Source organism: Albibacterium profundi, from assembly GCF_042159835.1.
GTDB classification, from domain to species: Bacteria; Bacteroidota; Bacteroidia; order Sphingobacteriales; family Sphingobacteriaceae; genus Albibacterium; species Albibacterium profundi.
The window spans coordinates 1297148-1311363 of record NZ_JBBVGT010000002.1; the positions used below are offsets into that span (position 1 = coordinate 1297148).

17 protein-coding genes and 1 tRNA gene are annotated in these 14216 nt (G+C 41.9%); 13 read left to right on the forward strand and 5 right to left on the reverse strand.

The features are described from left to right. The first annotated feature begins 22 nt into the window (after positions 1-22). The 5 genes from WKR92_RS07170 (at position 23) to WKR92_RS07190 (ending at position 2883) form a co-directional block, all read left to right on the forward strand. Complete coding sequence (locus WKR92_RS07170; protein ID WP_375557140.1) at positions 23-976, forward strand: M20/M25/M40 family metallo-hydrolase; 954 nt, start codon at positions 23-25, stop codon at positions 974-976. Between the two features lie 110 nt (positions 977-1086). Further along, entirely contained in the window at positions 1087-1410 is a 324-nt protein-coding gene (locus WKR92_RS07175; RefSeq protein WP_375557141.1) for an ArsR/SmtB family transcription factor, read from the forward strand. A 1-nt stretch (position 1411) separates the two neighbouring features. After that, entirely contained in the window at positions 1412-1876 is a 465-nt protein-coding gene (locus WKR92_RS07180; protein WP_375557142.1) for an SRPBCC family protein, read from the forward strand. A gap of 6 nt (positions 1877-1882) precedes the next feature. Then, complete coding sequence (locus WKR92_RS07185) at positions 1883-2266, forward strand: DoxX family protein (RefSeq protein ID WP_375557143.1); 384 nt, start codon at positions 1883-1885, stop codon at positions 2264-2266. A gap of 11 nt (positions 2267-2277) precedes the next feature. Next, the gene (locus tag WKR92_RS07190; protein ID WP_375557144.1) at positions 2278-2883 is read left to right on the forward strand and encodes a YdeI/OmpD-associated family protein; all 606 of its coding nucleotides are present in this window, start codon (positions 2278-2280) and stop codon (positions 2881-2883) included. 207 nt (positions 2884-3090) lie between these two features. On the opposite strand, the gene WKR92_RS07195 is transcribed toward WKR92_RS07190, so the two are convergent. Both WKR92_RS07195 and WKR92_RS07200 read right to left on the reverse strand, forming a co-directional pair. Beyond that, positions 3091-4116, reverse strand: coding sequence for an LLM class flavin-dependent oxidoreductase (locus WKR92_RS07195; protein WP_375557145.1), 1026 nt, complete (start codon positions 4114-4116; stop codon positions 3091-3093). A 78-nt stretch (positions 4117-4194) separates the two neighbouring features. Next, a complete protein-coding gene (locus WKR92_RS07200; RefSeq protein ID WP_375557146.1) occupies positions 4195-4977 on the reverse strand; it encodes a TspO-related membrane protein in 783 nt (260 codons plus the stop codon). Between the two features lie 182 nt (positions 4978-5159). Between WKR92_RS07200 and WKR92_RS07205 the strand changes: the two genes are divergently transcribed. The 4 genes from WKR92_RS07205 (at position 5160) to WKR92_RS07220 (ending at position 8430) form a co-directional block, all read left to right on the forward strand. Continuing rightward, entirely contained in the window at positions 5160-5546 is a 387-nt protein-coding gene (locus tag WKR92_RS07205; protein ID WP_375557147.1) for a DoxX family protein, read from the forward strand. Between the two features lie 301 nt (positions 5547-5847). Next, complete coding sequence (locus WKR92_RS07210) at positions 5848-6126, forward strand: AAA family ATPase (RefSeq protein ID WP_375557148.1); 279 nt, start codon at positions 5848-5850, stop codon at positions 6124-6126. 5 nt (positions 6127-6131) lie between these two features. Next, positions 6132-6773 (forward strand): DNA alkylation repair protein, encoded by a 642-nt coding sequence (locus WKR92_RS07215; protein WP_375557149.1) that lies wholly within the window; start codon positions 6132-6134, stop codon positions 6771-6773. A 277-nt stretch (positions 6774-7050) separates the two neighbouring features. After that, complete coding sequence (locus WKR92_RS07220) at positions 7051-8430, forward strand: trimethylamine monooxygenase (RefSeq protein WP_375557150.1); 1380 nt, start codon at positions 7051-7053, stop codon at positions 8428-8430. A 263-nt stretch (positions 8431-8693) separates the two neighbouring features. Here WKR92_RS07220 and WKR92_RS07225 read toward each other — a convergent pair whose 3' ends face one another. Further along, positions 8694-8918 (reverse strand): CDGSH iron-sulfur domain-containing protein, encoded by a 225-nt coding sequence (locus WKR92_RS07225; RefSeq protein ID WP_375557151.1) that lies wholly within the window; start codon positions 8916-8918, stop codon positions 8694-8696. Positions 8919-9474: 556 nt separating this feature from the next. On the opposite strand from WKR92_RS07225, the gene WKR92_RS07230 reads away from it, so the two are divergent. The 4 genes from WKR92_RS07230 to WKR92_RS07245 all read left to right on the forward strand — a co-directional run bounded on the left by WKR92_RS07230 (position 9475) and on the right by WKR92_RS07245 (position 12836). Beyond that, positions 9475-10464 (forward strand): collagen-like domain-containing protein, encoded by a 990-nt coding sequence (locus WKR92_RS07230; protein WP_375557152.1) that lies wholly within the window; start codon positions 9475-9477, stop codon positions 10462-10464. 108 nt (positions 10465-10572) lie between these two features. Next, entirely contained in the window at positions 10573-11064 is a 492-nt protein-coding gene (locus tag WKR92_RS07235) for a DinB family protein (RefSeq protein ID WP_375557153.1), read from the forward strand. 122 nt (positions 11065-11186) lie between these two features. Then, positions 11187-11423, forward strand: coding sequence for a hypothetical protein (locus WKR92_RS07240; RefSeq protein WP_375557154.1), 237 nt, complete (start codon positions 11187-11189; stop codon positions 11421-11423). A gap of 216 nt (positions 11424-11639) precedes the next feature. Further along, positions 11640-12836: a CynX/NimT family MFS transporter gene (locus tag WKR92_RS07245; protein ID WP_375557155.1), complete on the forward strand. Its 1197-nt coding sequence runs from the start codon at positions 11640-11642 to the stop codon at positions 12834-12836. A gap of 59 nt (positions 12837-12895) precedes the next feature. Here WKR92_RS07245 and WKR92_RS07250 read toward each other — a convergent pair. Then, positions 12896-12969 (reverse strand) — tRNA-Asp (locus tag WKR92_RS07250). Between the two features lie 67 nt (positions 12970-13036). Next, complete coding sequence (gene prfA / locus WKR92_RS07255) at positions 13037-14107, reverse strand: peptide chain release factor 1 (RefSeq protein WP_375557156.1); 1071 nt, start codon at positions 14105-14107, stop codon at positions 13037-13039. Between the last annotated feature and the right edge of the window lie 109 nt (positions 14108-14216).

The window sequence follows — 14216 nt, forward strand, 5'->3', positions numbered from 1 at the left end:
ATCATTTCCGTATATTTGCGGTATGAGATCCATCCTAACTTTACGCAGTATTATCATCGTTTTGTTTTTCTTAAGCTTGAATGTCAGCCTCTATGCACAGGTTAAACCTAGGAACCTAAAGAAGCACATTCAGTACTTATCGGCGGACAAAATGAATGGACGTGAAACTGGAAAAGAAGGCTCCCATAAAGCCGCTGATTATGTGGAAAAATATTTTAAGAAGTATAATCTGAAACCGATGGGTGAGGATGGCTATCGTCAGTCTTTTGAAGCGAGAGTTACCAAAGTGAAAATTGCCGATTCTCTGAGAATGTCAGATAATATCATCGGCTTTCTAGATAATGGGGCAGAGTTTACGATTGTCGTTGGCGCACATTATGATCATCTCGGAACTGCTGAAATTGGAGGCTCTAGAGATTCCTTGGGAGTCGGGAAAATTCACAATGGTGCAGATGATAATGCTTCTGGGGTGGCAGGTTTACTAGAGCTAGCACGACATTACACATCTAACGATACGACGGAACCTTTTAACTTTTTATTTATTGGGTTCGGAGCTGAGGAGCTTGGCTTAATCGGATCCAACTATTTTACAAATAACCCTACTCTGCCTTTAGCAGACATCCACTGGATGCTGAATATGGATATGATTGGTCGTTATCAGGAACAGAACGGAGGATTGGCTATCATCGGTCATGGAACCAGTTCTGCATTCCCGGCGATCTTCGAAGGGGTCGAAAGCTCAATAAAATTCTTTACCAGTAAAGACGGTAATGGTGGATCCGATCAGACTTCCTTTTATAAGAAAGACATTCCCGTTCTATTTTTCCATACGGGCGGTCACGATGATTATCATAAGCCTAGTGATGATGAACATAGAATCGACTACCAAGCCATGGAAGCCATTCTTAATTTAGGGATTGACGTGATTGATAATTCAATGGAGCAACCCAAGATGGATTTTCAGTGGACTAACTAATTCTCCTTTTAAGGCCATTATAATTCCTACCGCTTAGCTTTCATTTTTTTGTAAAAAAAACTTGCGTAGCCGAATAGCTACACTTATATTTGTAGTCAAATGACTTCATAATGAATCTAAGACGTGATGTTTTTCAGGCTATTGCCGATCCCACCAGAAGAGCCATTCTTCTGTTGGTTGCAACACAATCCATGACCGCCGGTGCGATAGCAGCTAATTTTGATAGTGCGAGACCGACGGTTTCCAAACACATACAAATTCTGGCAGAATGTGAGCTATTAGAAGCTGAACAAAGCGGCAGGGAAATCTATTATCATTTAAATCCGAATAAAATGAAACAGGTTGCAGATTTCATCGAGCCTTTCCGAAAGATGTGGGATGATCGTTTCAACAAGTTAGAATCTGTAATGAAAACGTATAAAGACAGAAAATAAGATGGAACTAAAAACAAGAATCCACGCTGAAGAAGATAGACAGGAACTTTTTATCATTAGGGAGTTCGATCTACCCTTAGAACTGCTTTTCAAGGCCTATGAAGACCCTGAGATTGTAGAACAGTGGATGGGAACAAAAGTTGTCAAGCTTGAAAACCATAAACACGGTCTCTGGCGTTTCGAGACCTCCCATGAAGAGCAAGTAGTTTTCGCGGCAAACGGCGTTATCCTCGAGTTTGTGCCCAACGAGAAAATTACCAGAACCTTTGAAATGGAGAACAGCCCCTTTCCTGTTCAGCTAGAGTTTTTATCCTTCGAAGAAATAAGTGAAGAGAAAAGTAAAATCACCATTCAGCAGATTTTCAAATCCGTCGCATTTCGCAACCAACTTTTAGAAATGCCCTTTGCAAAAGGGCTGAATATGGCACACGACCGACTACAAAAGATTGTTAACCAATTAAAATAGATTATTATGAACAAAAGAAACAAAATCATCTACTGGATTGTAACGATATTCCTTTCGGTTGGAATGTTGGCCGGCGGAATACAGCAGCTGCTTCAAATTGGTGGTTATAATGAAATTGTTAGCCAATTGGGTTATCCATTATATATGTTGAGTATTCTTGGTGTGTGGAAAATATTGGGTGTTATTACCATTCTCATGCCCAGATTCTTATTGCTAAAAGAATGGGCATATGCGGGCTTCTTCTTCGCCATGTCTGGCGCGGCCGTTTCTCATTTTGTTGTGGGTCAGTCGCTTACAGAAGCCGTTCCATCTTTGGTTCTATTAACTGTGACTGTCCTTTCGTGGTATTTTAGGCCGGCTGATCGAAGAATTACTTCAACTCAAAATTAATCGAGTACCTAATGAATTTACAAGCAGATCGCTTTTTCGAAAAAGCACGCAAATGGAGTGAAGAGTATTCCTTGCTTAGAGAGATTATTTTAGAAACCAAATCCTTAGAAGAAGACTTTAAGTGGAAACACCCCTGCTATACTTTTAACGGAAACAACGTTGTCCTAATTCATGGATTTAAAGAATATTGCGCACTGTTGTTCCATAAAGGTGCGTTGATTCAGGATAAAGAAAAAGTGTTGATACAACAAACCGAGAATGTACAGTCGGCTAGACAGCTTCGTTTTACAGATGTCGGGCAAATCATAGAGATGCGTCCCCTTATCGAAAAGTATATTCGAGAGGCCATAGCCATTGAAGGATCCGGAAAGAAAGTAGAATTAAAGAAAGTCTCAGACTATCCAGTGCCGGAAGAGTTCCAACGAGCGCTTGACGAAGACGCGGCATTTGCCAAAGCATTTTATTCCTTAACTCCAGGCAGGCAAAAAGGTTACCTGTTCTACTTCAATCAAGCTAAACAGGCAAAAACCAGAGAAAGCAGAATTGAAAAATACTATCAGCAAATTTTAGAAGGAAAAGGGTTGGATGATCTCAAGAAAACTAAAAAGAAAGAGTAAAGAACTCGGTTAGGACTCGTTCGAGCAAACCCCGATGCTAGGAGCAGGGTAGCTCGTTGTTAACTCGCTATTTTAGCCAAAAATGACGAGTTAACAACGAGGGATGATACTAGCTACACCGAGAGATCGTAATACGAGGTCAGACCAAGATCGGATGGTTTCTTATTATTTTATTTTAAACGGATGATTTTTTTGCGTCAATCGTTCCTAACGATCGTTCTCGTTTTCTTCATTGATCTCTTTCATAATCTCGCCGAAGAGCCTAACAGACTTGATACGATCCTCGACATCATACGTGGAAGAAACCACAATAAGCTCGTCAACCCGTGTCTCCTCTAAAAACGATTGCACCTGTGCCTTAACCGTCTGTTTATTCCCTACAAAGGAATACTTCAGCATCTTATGTAAGGCCGGATGTTGTACCAGTTCTTGTAGTTCGGAAGTGAATTTCGTTGGTGGTTGTAAAGGCCCTGAATTCCCTGTTAACACACCCATAAACATTCGGATCAAGGTCGTGAAAAGTTGTCGTGCTTCATCGTCAGTGTCCGCGACAAAAGCGTTAATACCGGCAATGGTATAAGGCTTCTCTAAGAACTCAGAAGGTTGAAATTCCTCGCGGTAAATTTTCAGTGCGTCAAATAGATGCGTAGAGGCAAAGTGACTGGCAAATGCATAGGGCAGTCCTTTTTTGGCAGCCAAATGAGCACTGTCCATACTGGAGCCCAAAATGTAAAGCGGTACCTCAGTACCTTCTGCAAGCGTCGCTCGAACAGGAGAGCGACTGTTGTCCAACGAGAAGTAATCTTGAATCTTTTCTACTTCTTCGGGGAAAGCCTGCGCTGCCTGGAAAAAATCAGAACGTATTGCACGAGCAGTTTGAGGGTCCGTGCCTGGCGCACGTCCTAAACCTAGATCGATACGCCCTGGATAAAGGTGAGCCAGCGTTCCGAACTGTTCCGCCACAATGAGAGGTGAGTGGTTTGGTAACATAACGCCTCCAGAGCCTACTCTGATTTTCTCAGTATTGTCAGCAACGTAGCCTATTAAGACCGACGGAGCGCTACTGCCTATGTTTCCCGAGTTATGGTGTTCAGCAAACCAATAACGTTTGTAGTTATATGATTCTGCTTTTTGAGCAACTGCTAATGAGTTATTGAGTGTCTGTTTGATTGTACTGCCTTGTGGGACAAGTGCTAATTCTAATATGGAGTAAGCTATATTTTGTTTAATCATTATATCACAAAGGTCGCTATATTTTCATGCACTTCGAATAGTGCTTTCCCAGAGGAAAGTAAAATTTTGTGATATATATCAAATGCTTTGGATATGGCGGCGCTTATTTTTCACAACGTTTATTATGATACTGATCAGTATCAGTAGCGCGACGGCATAACACGCGTATACGACCGTAGAGCTACCCTCATTGTTGTTGTTGGCCACAGAGATAGCAATTAACGCCCAAATACCAACCGCACCAAATTCGCGAAGATTTCGTATCGTGATCATCAGGATATTCACCAGACCGGCGGCACAAATCATGACAATCGCCCAGCTTATTTCCGAGAACCCCCATCCATCCCAATTGATCTTCGTTAACCAGGCCGCGATATTCGCAATTAAGGCAACAGATACCCATCCAGAATATAGTGCAAATGGCCAAAATATAAATAGGTACTTGGGAAGCGGATGATGATCTAACTCCATTCTCGTGTTCACTATTATCTTGAGCAAACATATAAGAAGGAAGAGCATGATTAAGACCGAAATGCCAGTATAGTCATAAAGCCAGGTGATAACCCATAGCGAATTGGCTAGACAGGAAAGAACAAACCACCAACCAATTTTAAGCAGAATCGGTTCTGCCTTCTGTTTATCGAAGACCCCTCGTCCAGTGTGTATAACGAAGCCTAACAAGCCCAAGTAGATGAGGCCCCAGATCGAAAAAGCATATCCTGCAGGCGTAAAGAGATTAGAGTACTTATCTGAGATAGTCTCCATGGTATTACCATTGAAGATCCCTGTATTAGAAAGATAATTGACCACGATCGTAACGATCAAGGCTATGCTGTTGGCTATTGGGAGAGTTACTTTCATCAGGCTGAGTTTGAAATGAACGATCACAATAGTAAAGAGTTGACACACTATATTGTTTTCAGAAAGTTACGTGTGTTAAGCTTCCCTGTCACAATTTACTCTTAAAAATGTCGTAATTACGACTGTTACTTTTTTGTGCTTTGTATTATTTTTGAAATGCAAACCATTTCATAATTAAGAATATGAAGAAGAATAAAGTTATTTTCTGGGTGGCAACCATTCTCATAGTCCTCTGGGAGGGCGTTATGCCACTAAGCACCTTGTTGTTTGCACCAGAGCAAGCAACTATAGGTACAAAACCCTTAGGTTATCCTGACTACTTTGCCTATGCACTAATTGTCTGTAAAGTGCTCGGTGTTATTGCAATCGCTTATCCCAAAACCCCGGCAAAACTAAAGGAGTGGGCTTATGCGGGGCTTACCTTCAACCTGATCTTCGCTTTCATAAGTCATGCCTGTGTGGATAAGAACATCGGTTTTATGATGATGCCTTTGGTTGTGTTAGGCATTCTGGCAATTTCATATGTGTATAACCAAAAAATCGTAGCTTACCGAAATGGCAACAGTTGATAAAATACGTAACGGACTTATTGATAAGATTCTAACCATAAGAAATAATTATCACCGCTTTCTGGGATAACCATCAGAACCCTAAAAGACTTCTTCGGATCTTAAGTGGAAATAATAAATAGTTATAATCCCTACAAATACTTAATGCTTCCATTACTTTTTCCGCCATAGCATTGCAATAAACCGTTTTGTTTTTTTTAAGTTCTAGTACTATTTATTTAGAGTAAACGAAATTTGGAAAGGTTACAGAGTTTTATAAACCGACCGAGATATCGTTCATCAATAGTTATTAGATTTACATGTGAGAAATAATAATTTTTATATCATTACGGGTGGACCAGGAGTTGGAAAGACGGCAGTCATAGATGAACTCCAACATGTAGGTTTTCTTACGATTAGGGAGGAAGCTAGAAGAATTATTAAAGAACAGTTATCCCTTGGCGGCGACGGTGTACCATGGAAAGAAGCCGTTTATACCTTTGCTAAGATGAAAGAAACTCGAGATATCGTTTACTTTTTGACGTTTAACAGAGAAGCTCGTATATTTGGTAGAGCCAATCATAAAACTGATCTAAAATGATAGATATGAAATACTCTTCACAAGCTCAAGACATCTTGGATCAAATTAGTACCAAAACCAGGTTAGGAGATCTGCGAAAAATTGCCAAAGAAATTAAGAAAGACCATGAACTGGCTATGGAGTTGTGGTCAACCGGCCAATTTTTATCCCGACAGTTGGCCATTCTGATTATGGATAAAAAACAGCTTTCACAAGAACTCATTAATAAGTTAGATCAGGACATTCGACACCATAGCGAGGATGAGAAACTTCAATTAATTGACTGGTTAATGGCAAATCAGCTTTCCAAAGACAAGAAGACGATTTCATTGATGGAAACTTGGGAGAACAGTCAATCTTCATTGCAACGGAGAATCTTTTGGTATTACCAGGCCCGTTTACGGTGGGTAGGGCAAACACCGCCGCCCAATAGCGAAGAATTACTTTCCAAAATTGAGGCAAGCATCGAAAAAGAAGTACCGGAAGTACAATGGGCTATGAACTTCACAGCGGCTCAAATTGGAATCTTTGAGAAGAAATATCGTTCGCGGTGCGTTGCGCTGGGAGAACGTACCGGGCTGTACAAGGATGAAATCGTTGCCAAAAAATGTACACCTAATTATTTGCCGAAATTTATCGCCATCCAGGTCGATAAGTTGAATAAGTAAGTCGTATGAGATAAGTTAACGGCTAAAACAGGCCCATTAACGGCGATATATTAGCTTTTCGTGGGAATATTGTGTATATTCGTGACTTCGAAAAATTACCGTTGATTTTTGCAACCGTAAATTTCGTACAAATTTCTTTAGGGCTACACTACTGTAGCTGTGTTTTATGAGAAGCAATTCTCACCTGAGCATATCTCATTTTGGGATATCTGAAAATCGTTTGATTTGGATTAATAAGATTATTAACAGCATGCTTTTGCATGCATAAAAATTCGATATGACTAATTTTAAAGTTGGAATTATTGGGGCTGGTCCGAGCGGGCTTGCCATGCTAAGGGCCTTTGAATCTGAGCAAAAAAAAGGAAACCCTATTCCTGAAGTTAAGTGTTATGAAAAACAAGAGGATTGGGGTGGAATGTGGAATTATACCTGGCGTACAGGCGTCGGTAAGTATGGCGAACCTATCCATGGTAGCATGTACAAATACTTATGGTCAAACGGTCCGAAAGAATGTTTAGAATTTGCAGATTATACGTTTACCGAGCATTTTGGTCAAGCCATCTCTTCGTATCCGCCCAGAGAAGTGCTTTTTGATTATATTCAAGGGCGTATCAAAAAAAGTAATGCACGTGATTTTATCCAGTTCAATACCGTAGCGCGTTGGGCTGATTACTTAGAAGACAAACAACAGTTTCGTGTCGTATTTGATAACCTGGTAGAAAATGAGACCTTCGAGGAGTACTTTGACTATCTGGTTGTTGGAACCGGACATTTCTCTACGCCTAACATGCCTTATTTTGAGGGCATTGACGAGTTCCCGGGAACTGTTATGCACGCTCATGACTTTAGGGGAGCGGATCAGTTTATCAATCAAAAACTATTACTTGTAGGTAGCAGCTACTCTGCAGAAGATATTGGTGTACAGTGCTACAAACATGGTAGCAAATCCATCACAATTTCATATCGTAGTGCACCAATCGGAGTCAAATGGCCGGACGGCATTGTAGAGAAACCATTGATAACCCATTTTGAAGGAAATAAAGCCTTTTTCTCCGACGGAACTTCAGAAGAGTTTGACGCAGTGATTATGTGTACGGGCTATCAACATAAATTTCCTTTCCTGCCAGACGAGCTGCGACTTAAAACTAAAAACTGCTTGTATCCTGGGAATTTATATAAAGGGGTCGTTTATAACGAAAATGAACGCCTGATATACCTTGGCATGCAGGATCAGTACTACACTTTCAACATGTTTGACACACAGGCATGGTTTGCAAGGGATTATATGCTAGGACGCATCCCGTTGCCGAACAAGGAGGAGCGAGATGTGGATATACAGAAATGGATTGATAATGAGGCTAAGACGGCGAGTGGCGAAGATCATGTAGATTTCCAGACAGACTATATCAAGGATTTGATCCAGTTTACAGACTACCCACCTTTTGATTTGGATAAAGTAGCTACCATGTTTAAGAGCTGGCTACATGACAAGGAAGTAAACATTCTGAATTACCGAGACCAGGTTTATACATCCGTTATGGACGGCACCCAAGCCGCACCGCATCATACCCCTTGGATGGACGAAATGGATGATAGCCTCGAAAGGTATTTGAATGAGGAAGCGCCAGTATCAGAGGAAGTTAGTGAAACTGTGTAGATTTAATGATCATTAGTCAACAAAACCGATTTTCTGTTAATGGGAAATCGGTTTTGTTGTTTTAATCCGTCTAAAAGGCATATTCATAGGACACTGTTGTTGATTGAGTTTGATGACTTACCAAATGTGAAGCTGACAAGTGCTGATTTGGTATTATCTTCATAAACTCTCTATCTCCTTAGGTACATCGATCTATCTAGGCTCATTATCATCCTGTAATGGCTATTCGGCGTGCTAAAGCTGACAACCGATAATATGTATTCTTATATCTTCCTCGGCGGAAGATCGAACGCAATGGCTTCATGCTCAAAATGCCCCTTGTGGGCACCATCACAAAATGGTTTATTTTTTGAAAGTCCGCAGCGGCAAATTGAAAGCACGGTTCTACCTTGCAGTCCATAGGCATTTCCATTTTTATCTACGATTTCAAAATCGCCTTCTATTTTCACTGATCCGTTGTTGTTTATTGTAAGTTTTGTTTTCGACATGTTATTAAGATTCTATGTTTTTCCCAAAAATAAAACAATGAAATGAATACTGTACAATCTCAACGCTGTTTAGAAAGGTTCCTCATTGTTCGACAACGTAAATGAAAGGACCACTCTCAAACTCATAAAGGCCAAAACGTTTAACGGTGGTTCAGTTATTCTTTATTATGAACCGACAAATGAACATTAAACGGCGCACTGTTCACCATTAATGTAACGTCTATTACTCACATGTTGATTGTTCCTCCTTTCAGTTGTACCAGTTGCTGGTCAAATATACGGTTCATTTTCAAGTCATTAATATGACAAAAAATTCGTAGGTCATGAAAGTGTATGACCTCATTCCACTTAGTAAACAGACGGTTTGACCGAGAATCCTGTCAGGTGGACTTGATCGACCCGCTTTCCACCACTTAATCATTTAAACACGCAAGATACTCGCTGACTTGGAGCGTTTACACAATGGCTGTTGATTGTCCACTTTCCCTTTTGGACTTTTGAGCCGTAGCTATACATCATAGCTTAATATAATCAAGTTAAATTGTAAACTATAAAAATGATGAGAAAAGTAAGATTATTTATGCTGGCAATGGCGACGGTTGTCATGTTCAGTCAATGCAGCAAAGACGGCTCTATTGGGCCACAAGGCGAACGTGGCGAAAGGGGTGAAAGAGGCGAGCGTGGTGAACGCGGAGAGATTGGTCCGGCGGGCGAAGATGGTAGTGTGATTTTTGCTGGAAACGGAGCACCTGAAGCGAAGATAGGGAGGAGTGGCGACTATTATCTAGATAAAACAACGGGTTCCCTATATGGGCCGAAAAGCAGCGGTGGCTGGGGAAAGCCGGGAGTAGTACTCATGGGGAAAGACGGTAGGGATGGGACGAATGGTAAGGACGGTGCAGATGGTAAGGACGGTGCAGATGGTAAAGATGGTGTAAACGGAAAAGATGGCAGCACTATATATGCTGGTGCTCTTGCGAAACAAATTAGCCCGACCCGGCCGCCGCTTCCTAGTCCTAAAATAGGTAAGCCGGGTGACTACTTTCTTGACAAAACCAACTATAACCTATTTGGACCTAAGGTCGGTGTGGATTGGGGCGATCCCGTCAACCTAAAGGGCGCTAAAGGAAATGATGGTGCAGACGGGAAAGATGGGAAAGACGGTACCAATGGTAAGGATGGAAACGCGAATGTCACTCAATATGTCTTTGGTAAGTTTACGGTTGGTAGGCTTTCAAATATGTTTGAAATCCCTGTCAGTAAAAGTATTATAGACCGCGCCATGGTGTATGTATATGTCAAGAGAGCTAGTACATGGGTTCCTATACCGTCACGCGAATTCAATTCCGTATATATTAACGGTTATCAAGATTATACAAGAATATTTATAAGCCAGCCGAGAGAGGCAATTGGTTTTGAATATACCGGTTTGCGAGTAATCGTTGTTAGAGGTACTAAAAGTATAACGATGAGCAGTAAAGCTGCGCCAACATTGAATTTCAAAAACTATCAGGCAGTTTGCGACTATTACGGATTACCAAAATAAAATAATTAACGGATAAGAATAAAGCTGCTGCTGGCAAGAAGCCGTCAGTTATACCTATTTCGGATATGATTAAATAAGTCGTAAATTTATGCCTTTAATAAAAATAACATGAGCATTAAAGACGGTATTTTAGCAGAAATTACACATGAGACGCAGAACACCAAACGGATTTTGGACAGTCTCACCAACGAGCATTGGAATTACAAGCCACATGAGAAGTCAATGACTTTGGGAGAATTGGCATCGCACATTGTGGAACTTCATAGTTGGGTGCATTTGGCGGTGTCTAAAGGTGTTTTTGATTTCCACACAGATTATCAGCCGAGTACGGCCACTACCATCGAAGAACTGAAAGCAATCTTAGCAGACAATTTGCAGAAAAACAAAGACTTTGTGGCTGCGCAAACTGATGAATTTTGGTTGACCAACTGGAAATTACAAGCCGGAAGCCATGTGCTTTCAGACCTGCCGAAATTGGGTGCTTTCAGATATATCATTACCAATCATCTCGTTCATCACCGCGGGCAGCTAACGGTTTATATGCGGATGCTGGATATCCCACTTCCGGGTCTTTACGGTCCTTCGGCCGATGAAAAGTAAGAAGAGATCTTTTTTACGCCAGACAACGGATTCGTAACAAAAAGGTGATTCCTTAAGAAATTTTAAACAAAGGGGATGCTCTAATCATTATTCCATATAAAATAAGGTATATGATTATGGGAATGAAATATCAAAAGCAGTCGACTAAGAAAATCGGCCGAGCAGCGTCACGTTTCAAGCAGCATTTTTGTTTCATGTGGAAGAGAGAATTTGGGAATATGCCTACGGAGTGGATTATCAAGGATTACCTAAAATCCCTTACGGAAAGGCACTCTACAAGCTCGTCACTGAATCCGGACAAAGATGTGTCCGAGTTTACAATTCATTACATCGATGAATACATGCCTAAACGAGATTAGAGTTAGATAAGGCATGACGGTATCCGCTGGGTGGCTCGTATTACATGACCGAAGGGTCACCAGCGGATACCTATCGGTAGCTTCCCTGATTTCACCTGTTTGAACGAGAGGGATAGGGAGCTAATAGAAAGTTAATAGATAAATAACAAATACAAGGTGTTTTCATTACAACATCTTTCGCAAAGTGAATATAACTGAATATAACAATGACTTTTCATGGGTAAAGAGGGGCAGAGTCGGCTCCATCTATTCGGGCTTATCATCGTTATCTTGATTGCGGGCAACCTTCGTTCGCCTATAACGGCGGTTAGTCCCGTTTTAAGCGAGATCATGGACGTCTTGAACCTAACGAACGTTCAAGGTAGCCTGCTGACGTCGATACCCCTGCTTGTTTTTGCGGGCTGCTCCATGCTGGTAAGTAAAATAGGTGCCCGAACGAACATTCTGTATAACTTGATGCTGTCGGTGGTCTTGATGCTCATAGGCTTGTACCTCCGGGTTCTTGGAAATGTCACCATGCTTTATGTTGGCTCCTTGTTGATTGGCTTGGGCATATGTATTGGAAATGTGATGACGCCGGCCTATATCAAAAAGGTATTTCCGAATCGAATCGGGCTGATGACGGGTGTGTTTTCGGTGACGATGAACGTGTTTGCGGCGCTAGCTGCTGGTTTTAGTATTGCCATTGGGGAGTGGACGCAGTTGGGCTGGCAGGGCTCGTTGGGTATTTGGTTGGTCTGGTCTATACCAGCGCTCCTGGTGGTGGGAATTGAGATGTTTTCAGCACGAAACAGGAGGGTGCAAGAAAAGACAGCGGAAACGGAAAAGGCACGCTTTAATGTTTTTCGTTCGAGGCAGGCATGGAACATCAGTGTGTTTATGGGTATCCAGTCTTTGGTATACTTTTGTGTGATCGCGATGCTGCCGACTGTATTGGTGGACTATGGAATGGAGGAGTCGAAAACGGGATTGGTGCTCTCCGTTTTTCAATTGATCATGGCTCCTATTGTGTTTATCTGCCCGGTTGTCGCTGCGAAGATGAAAGACCAGAAGTTATTGGTGTCTCTTACGGGTGCTTTTATGCTGATAGGTCTGGTCATGTTGTTGATATTTAAGGCTGAATTTATTTATCTGTCGGTGATTCTGGTGGGGATATCTACTGGATTGGCGTTTAGTCTTTCGATCCTGTTTTTCTCGTTGCGAAGTAGGACAACGAGTGGGACGATTAAGGTTTCCGGCCATGCGCAGTCGGTAGGCTACTTGATAGCGGCCTTCGGGCCGCCAATTTTCGGTATGTTGCACGATTGGGATTCGAGCTGGAATATCTCCTTTTATTTTCTAATGCTAATGGCGGTGATTATGACCTTCTTCGGGATAGGGGCTGCTAAACGGCGGTTTGTAGAGGACTATTGAATGTCGTTACAAATGTCATTTAAACAAAAAATCCCCGGAAGAGACTTCCGAGGATTTCGCGGTCTGGACGGGACTCGAACCCGCGACCCCATGCGTGACAGGCATGTATTCTAACCAGCTGAACTACCAGACCTTTTCCCTTTTGGGAATGCAAATATACTGCGATTTCTGTATATCGCAACATTTTTTGATAAAAATTTTTAAATTTCGCTCTCCTTCATTTTTTCGGCATTTTCAGCAAACTGAAGAGCGTCGATGATTTCCTGAATTTCGCCATCCATAATAGACGGGAGATTGTAAAGTGTCAAACCGATACGGTGCTCGGTTACACGACCTTGCGGATAATTGTAGGTTCTGACCTTGGCCGACCGGTCGCCTGATGAAACCATGGTCTTTCTTCTGGCAGCGATATCGCCATTCTTTTTTAGTAGCTCCTGCTCATATAATTTGGATCGTAGCATCTCCATCGCTAGTTCCCGGTTGGCAAGCTGAGAACGCTCTACCTGGCAAACTACGACAATCCCGGTAGGTTTGTGCGTTAACTGTACTTTGGTTTCTACTTTGTTCACATTCTGACCACCGGCACCGCCTGAACGAGAGGTGTGGAATTCGATGTCGCCGGCGTTGATTTCAACGTCTACGTCTTCTGCCTCTGGGAGTACAGCAACGGAGGCAGCCGATGTATGCACACGCCCCTGAGTTTCCGTGTCCGGAACACGCTGTACACGGTGTACGCCCGATTCATATTTTAATGTACCGTAGACATCTTCGCCGGTAACTTTCAATATGACCTCTTTATAGCCGCCTGCTGTACCTTCGGTCACGTCCATGACTTCGACTCTCCAGCCTTTATCTTCAAAATAACGGGTATACATGCGATAGAGATCACCAGCAAATAAAGCAGCTTCATCGCCACCGGTTCCTCCTCTGATCTCAATCATGGCGTTTTTGGAGTCTTCGGGATCTTTCGGGATCAGCATAACGCGGATGCTTTCTTCCATTTCTTCTTTTTGCTCTAAAAGAAGATCAAGCTCCTCTTTTGCCATCTCACGCAGTTCCTGATCTTTCTCGTTGGCAAGGATGTCGCGGTTGCTATCGATATTGCTGACCACATTTTTATAGATATGATATTGGTCTACAATTTTACCAAGATCTTTGTATTCCTTATTGAGCTTGGCAAAACGTTTCATATCGCTAACCGTAGCGGGGTTACTCAGTTCGCGTTCAATCTCTTCCCAGTGCTCCTTTATCGCTTGTAATTTTTCTAACATTATGCTGCTTTTGCTGCAAAATTAGTGTTTTTTCTCCATTTTTCTTTTATAGGATTATTGTTTTATATTTGCAGCATCTGAGGGGGTGTCCTGAAACACAATCGATTTT

What these genes read in the sequence shown, in the direction of transcription:
- WKR92_RS07170 (WP_375557140.1), top strand. Translation starts at nt 23, where the DNA reads ATGAGATCCATCCTAACTTTACGCAGTATTATCATCGTTTTGTTTTTC.
- WKR92_RS07175 (WP_375557141.1), top strand. Translation starts at nt 1,087, where the DNA reads ATGAATCTAAGACGTGATGTTTTTCAGGCTATTGCCGATCCCACCAGA.
- WKR92_RS07180 (WP_375557142.1), top strand. Translation starts at nt 1,412, where the DNA reads ATGGAACTAAAAACAAGAATCCACGCTGAAGAAGATAGACAGGAACTT.
- WKR92_RS07185 (WP_375557143.1), top strand. Translation starts at nt 1,883, where the DNA reads ATGAACAAAAGAAACAAAATCATCTACTGGATTGTAACGATATTCCTT.
- WKR92_RS07190 (WP_375557144.1), top strand. Translation starts at nt 2,278, where the DNA reads ATGAATTTACAAGCAGATCGCTTTTTCGAAAAAGCACGCAAATGGAGT.
- WKR92_RS07195 (WP_375557145.1), bottom strand. Translation starts at nt 4,116, where the DNA reads ATGATTAAACAAAATATAGCTTACTCCATATTAGAATTAGCACTTGTC.
- WKR92_RS07200 (WP_375557146.1), bottom strand. Translation starts at nt 4,977, where the DNA reads ATGAAAGTAACTCTCCCAATAGCCAACAGCATAGCCTTGATCGTTACG.
- WKR92_RS07205 (WP_375557147.1), top strand. Translation starts at nt 5,160, where the DNA reads ATGAAGAAGAATAAAGTTATTTTCTGGGTGGCAACCATTCTCATAGTC.
- WKR92_RS07215 (WP_375557149.1), top strand. Translation starts at nt 6,132, where the DNA reads ATGAAATACTCTTCACAAGCTCAAGACATCTTGGATCAAATTAGTACC.
- WKR92_RS07220 (WP_375557150.1), top strand. Translation starts at nt 7,051, where the DNA reads ATGACTAATTTTAAAGTTGGAATTATTGGGGCTGGTCCGAGCGGGCTT.
- WKR92_RS07225 (WP_375557151.1), bottom strand. Translation starts at nt 8,918, where the DNA reads ATGTCGAAAACAAAACTTACAATAAACAACAACGGATCAGTGAAAATA.
- WKR92_RS07230 (WP_375557152.1), top strand. Translation starts at nt 9,475, where the DNA reads ATGATGAGAAAAGTAAGATTATTTATGCTGGCAATGGCGACGGTTGTC.
- WKR92_RS07235 (WP_375557153.1), top strand. Translation starts at nt 10,573, where the DNA reads ATGAGCATTAAAGACGGTATTTTAGCAGAAATTACACATGAGACGCAG.
- WKR92_RS07240 (WP_375557154.1), top strand. Translation starts at nt 11,187, where the DNA reads ATGAAATATCAAAAGCAGTCGACTAAGAAAATCGGCCGAGCAGCGTCA.
- WKR92_RS07245 (WP_375557155.1), top strand. Translation starts at nt 11,640, where the DNA reads ATGGGTAAAGAGGGGCAGAGTCGGCTCCATCTATTCGGGCTTATCATC.
- prfA (WP_375557156.1), bottom strand. Translation starts at nt 14,107, where the DNA reads ATGTTAGAAAAATTACAAGCGATAAAGGAGCACTGGGAAGAGATTGAA.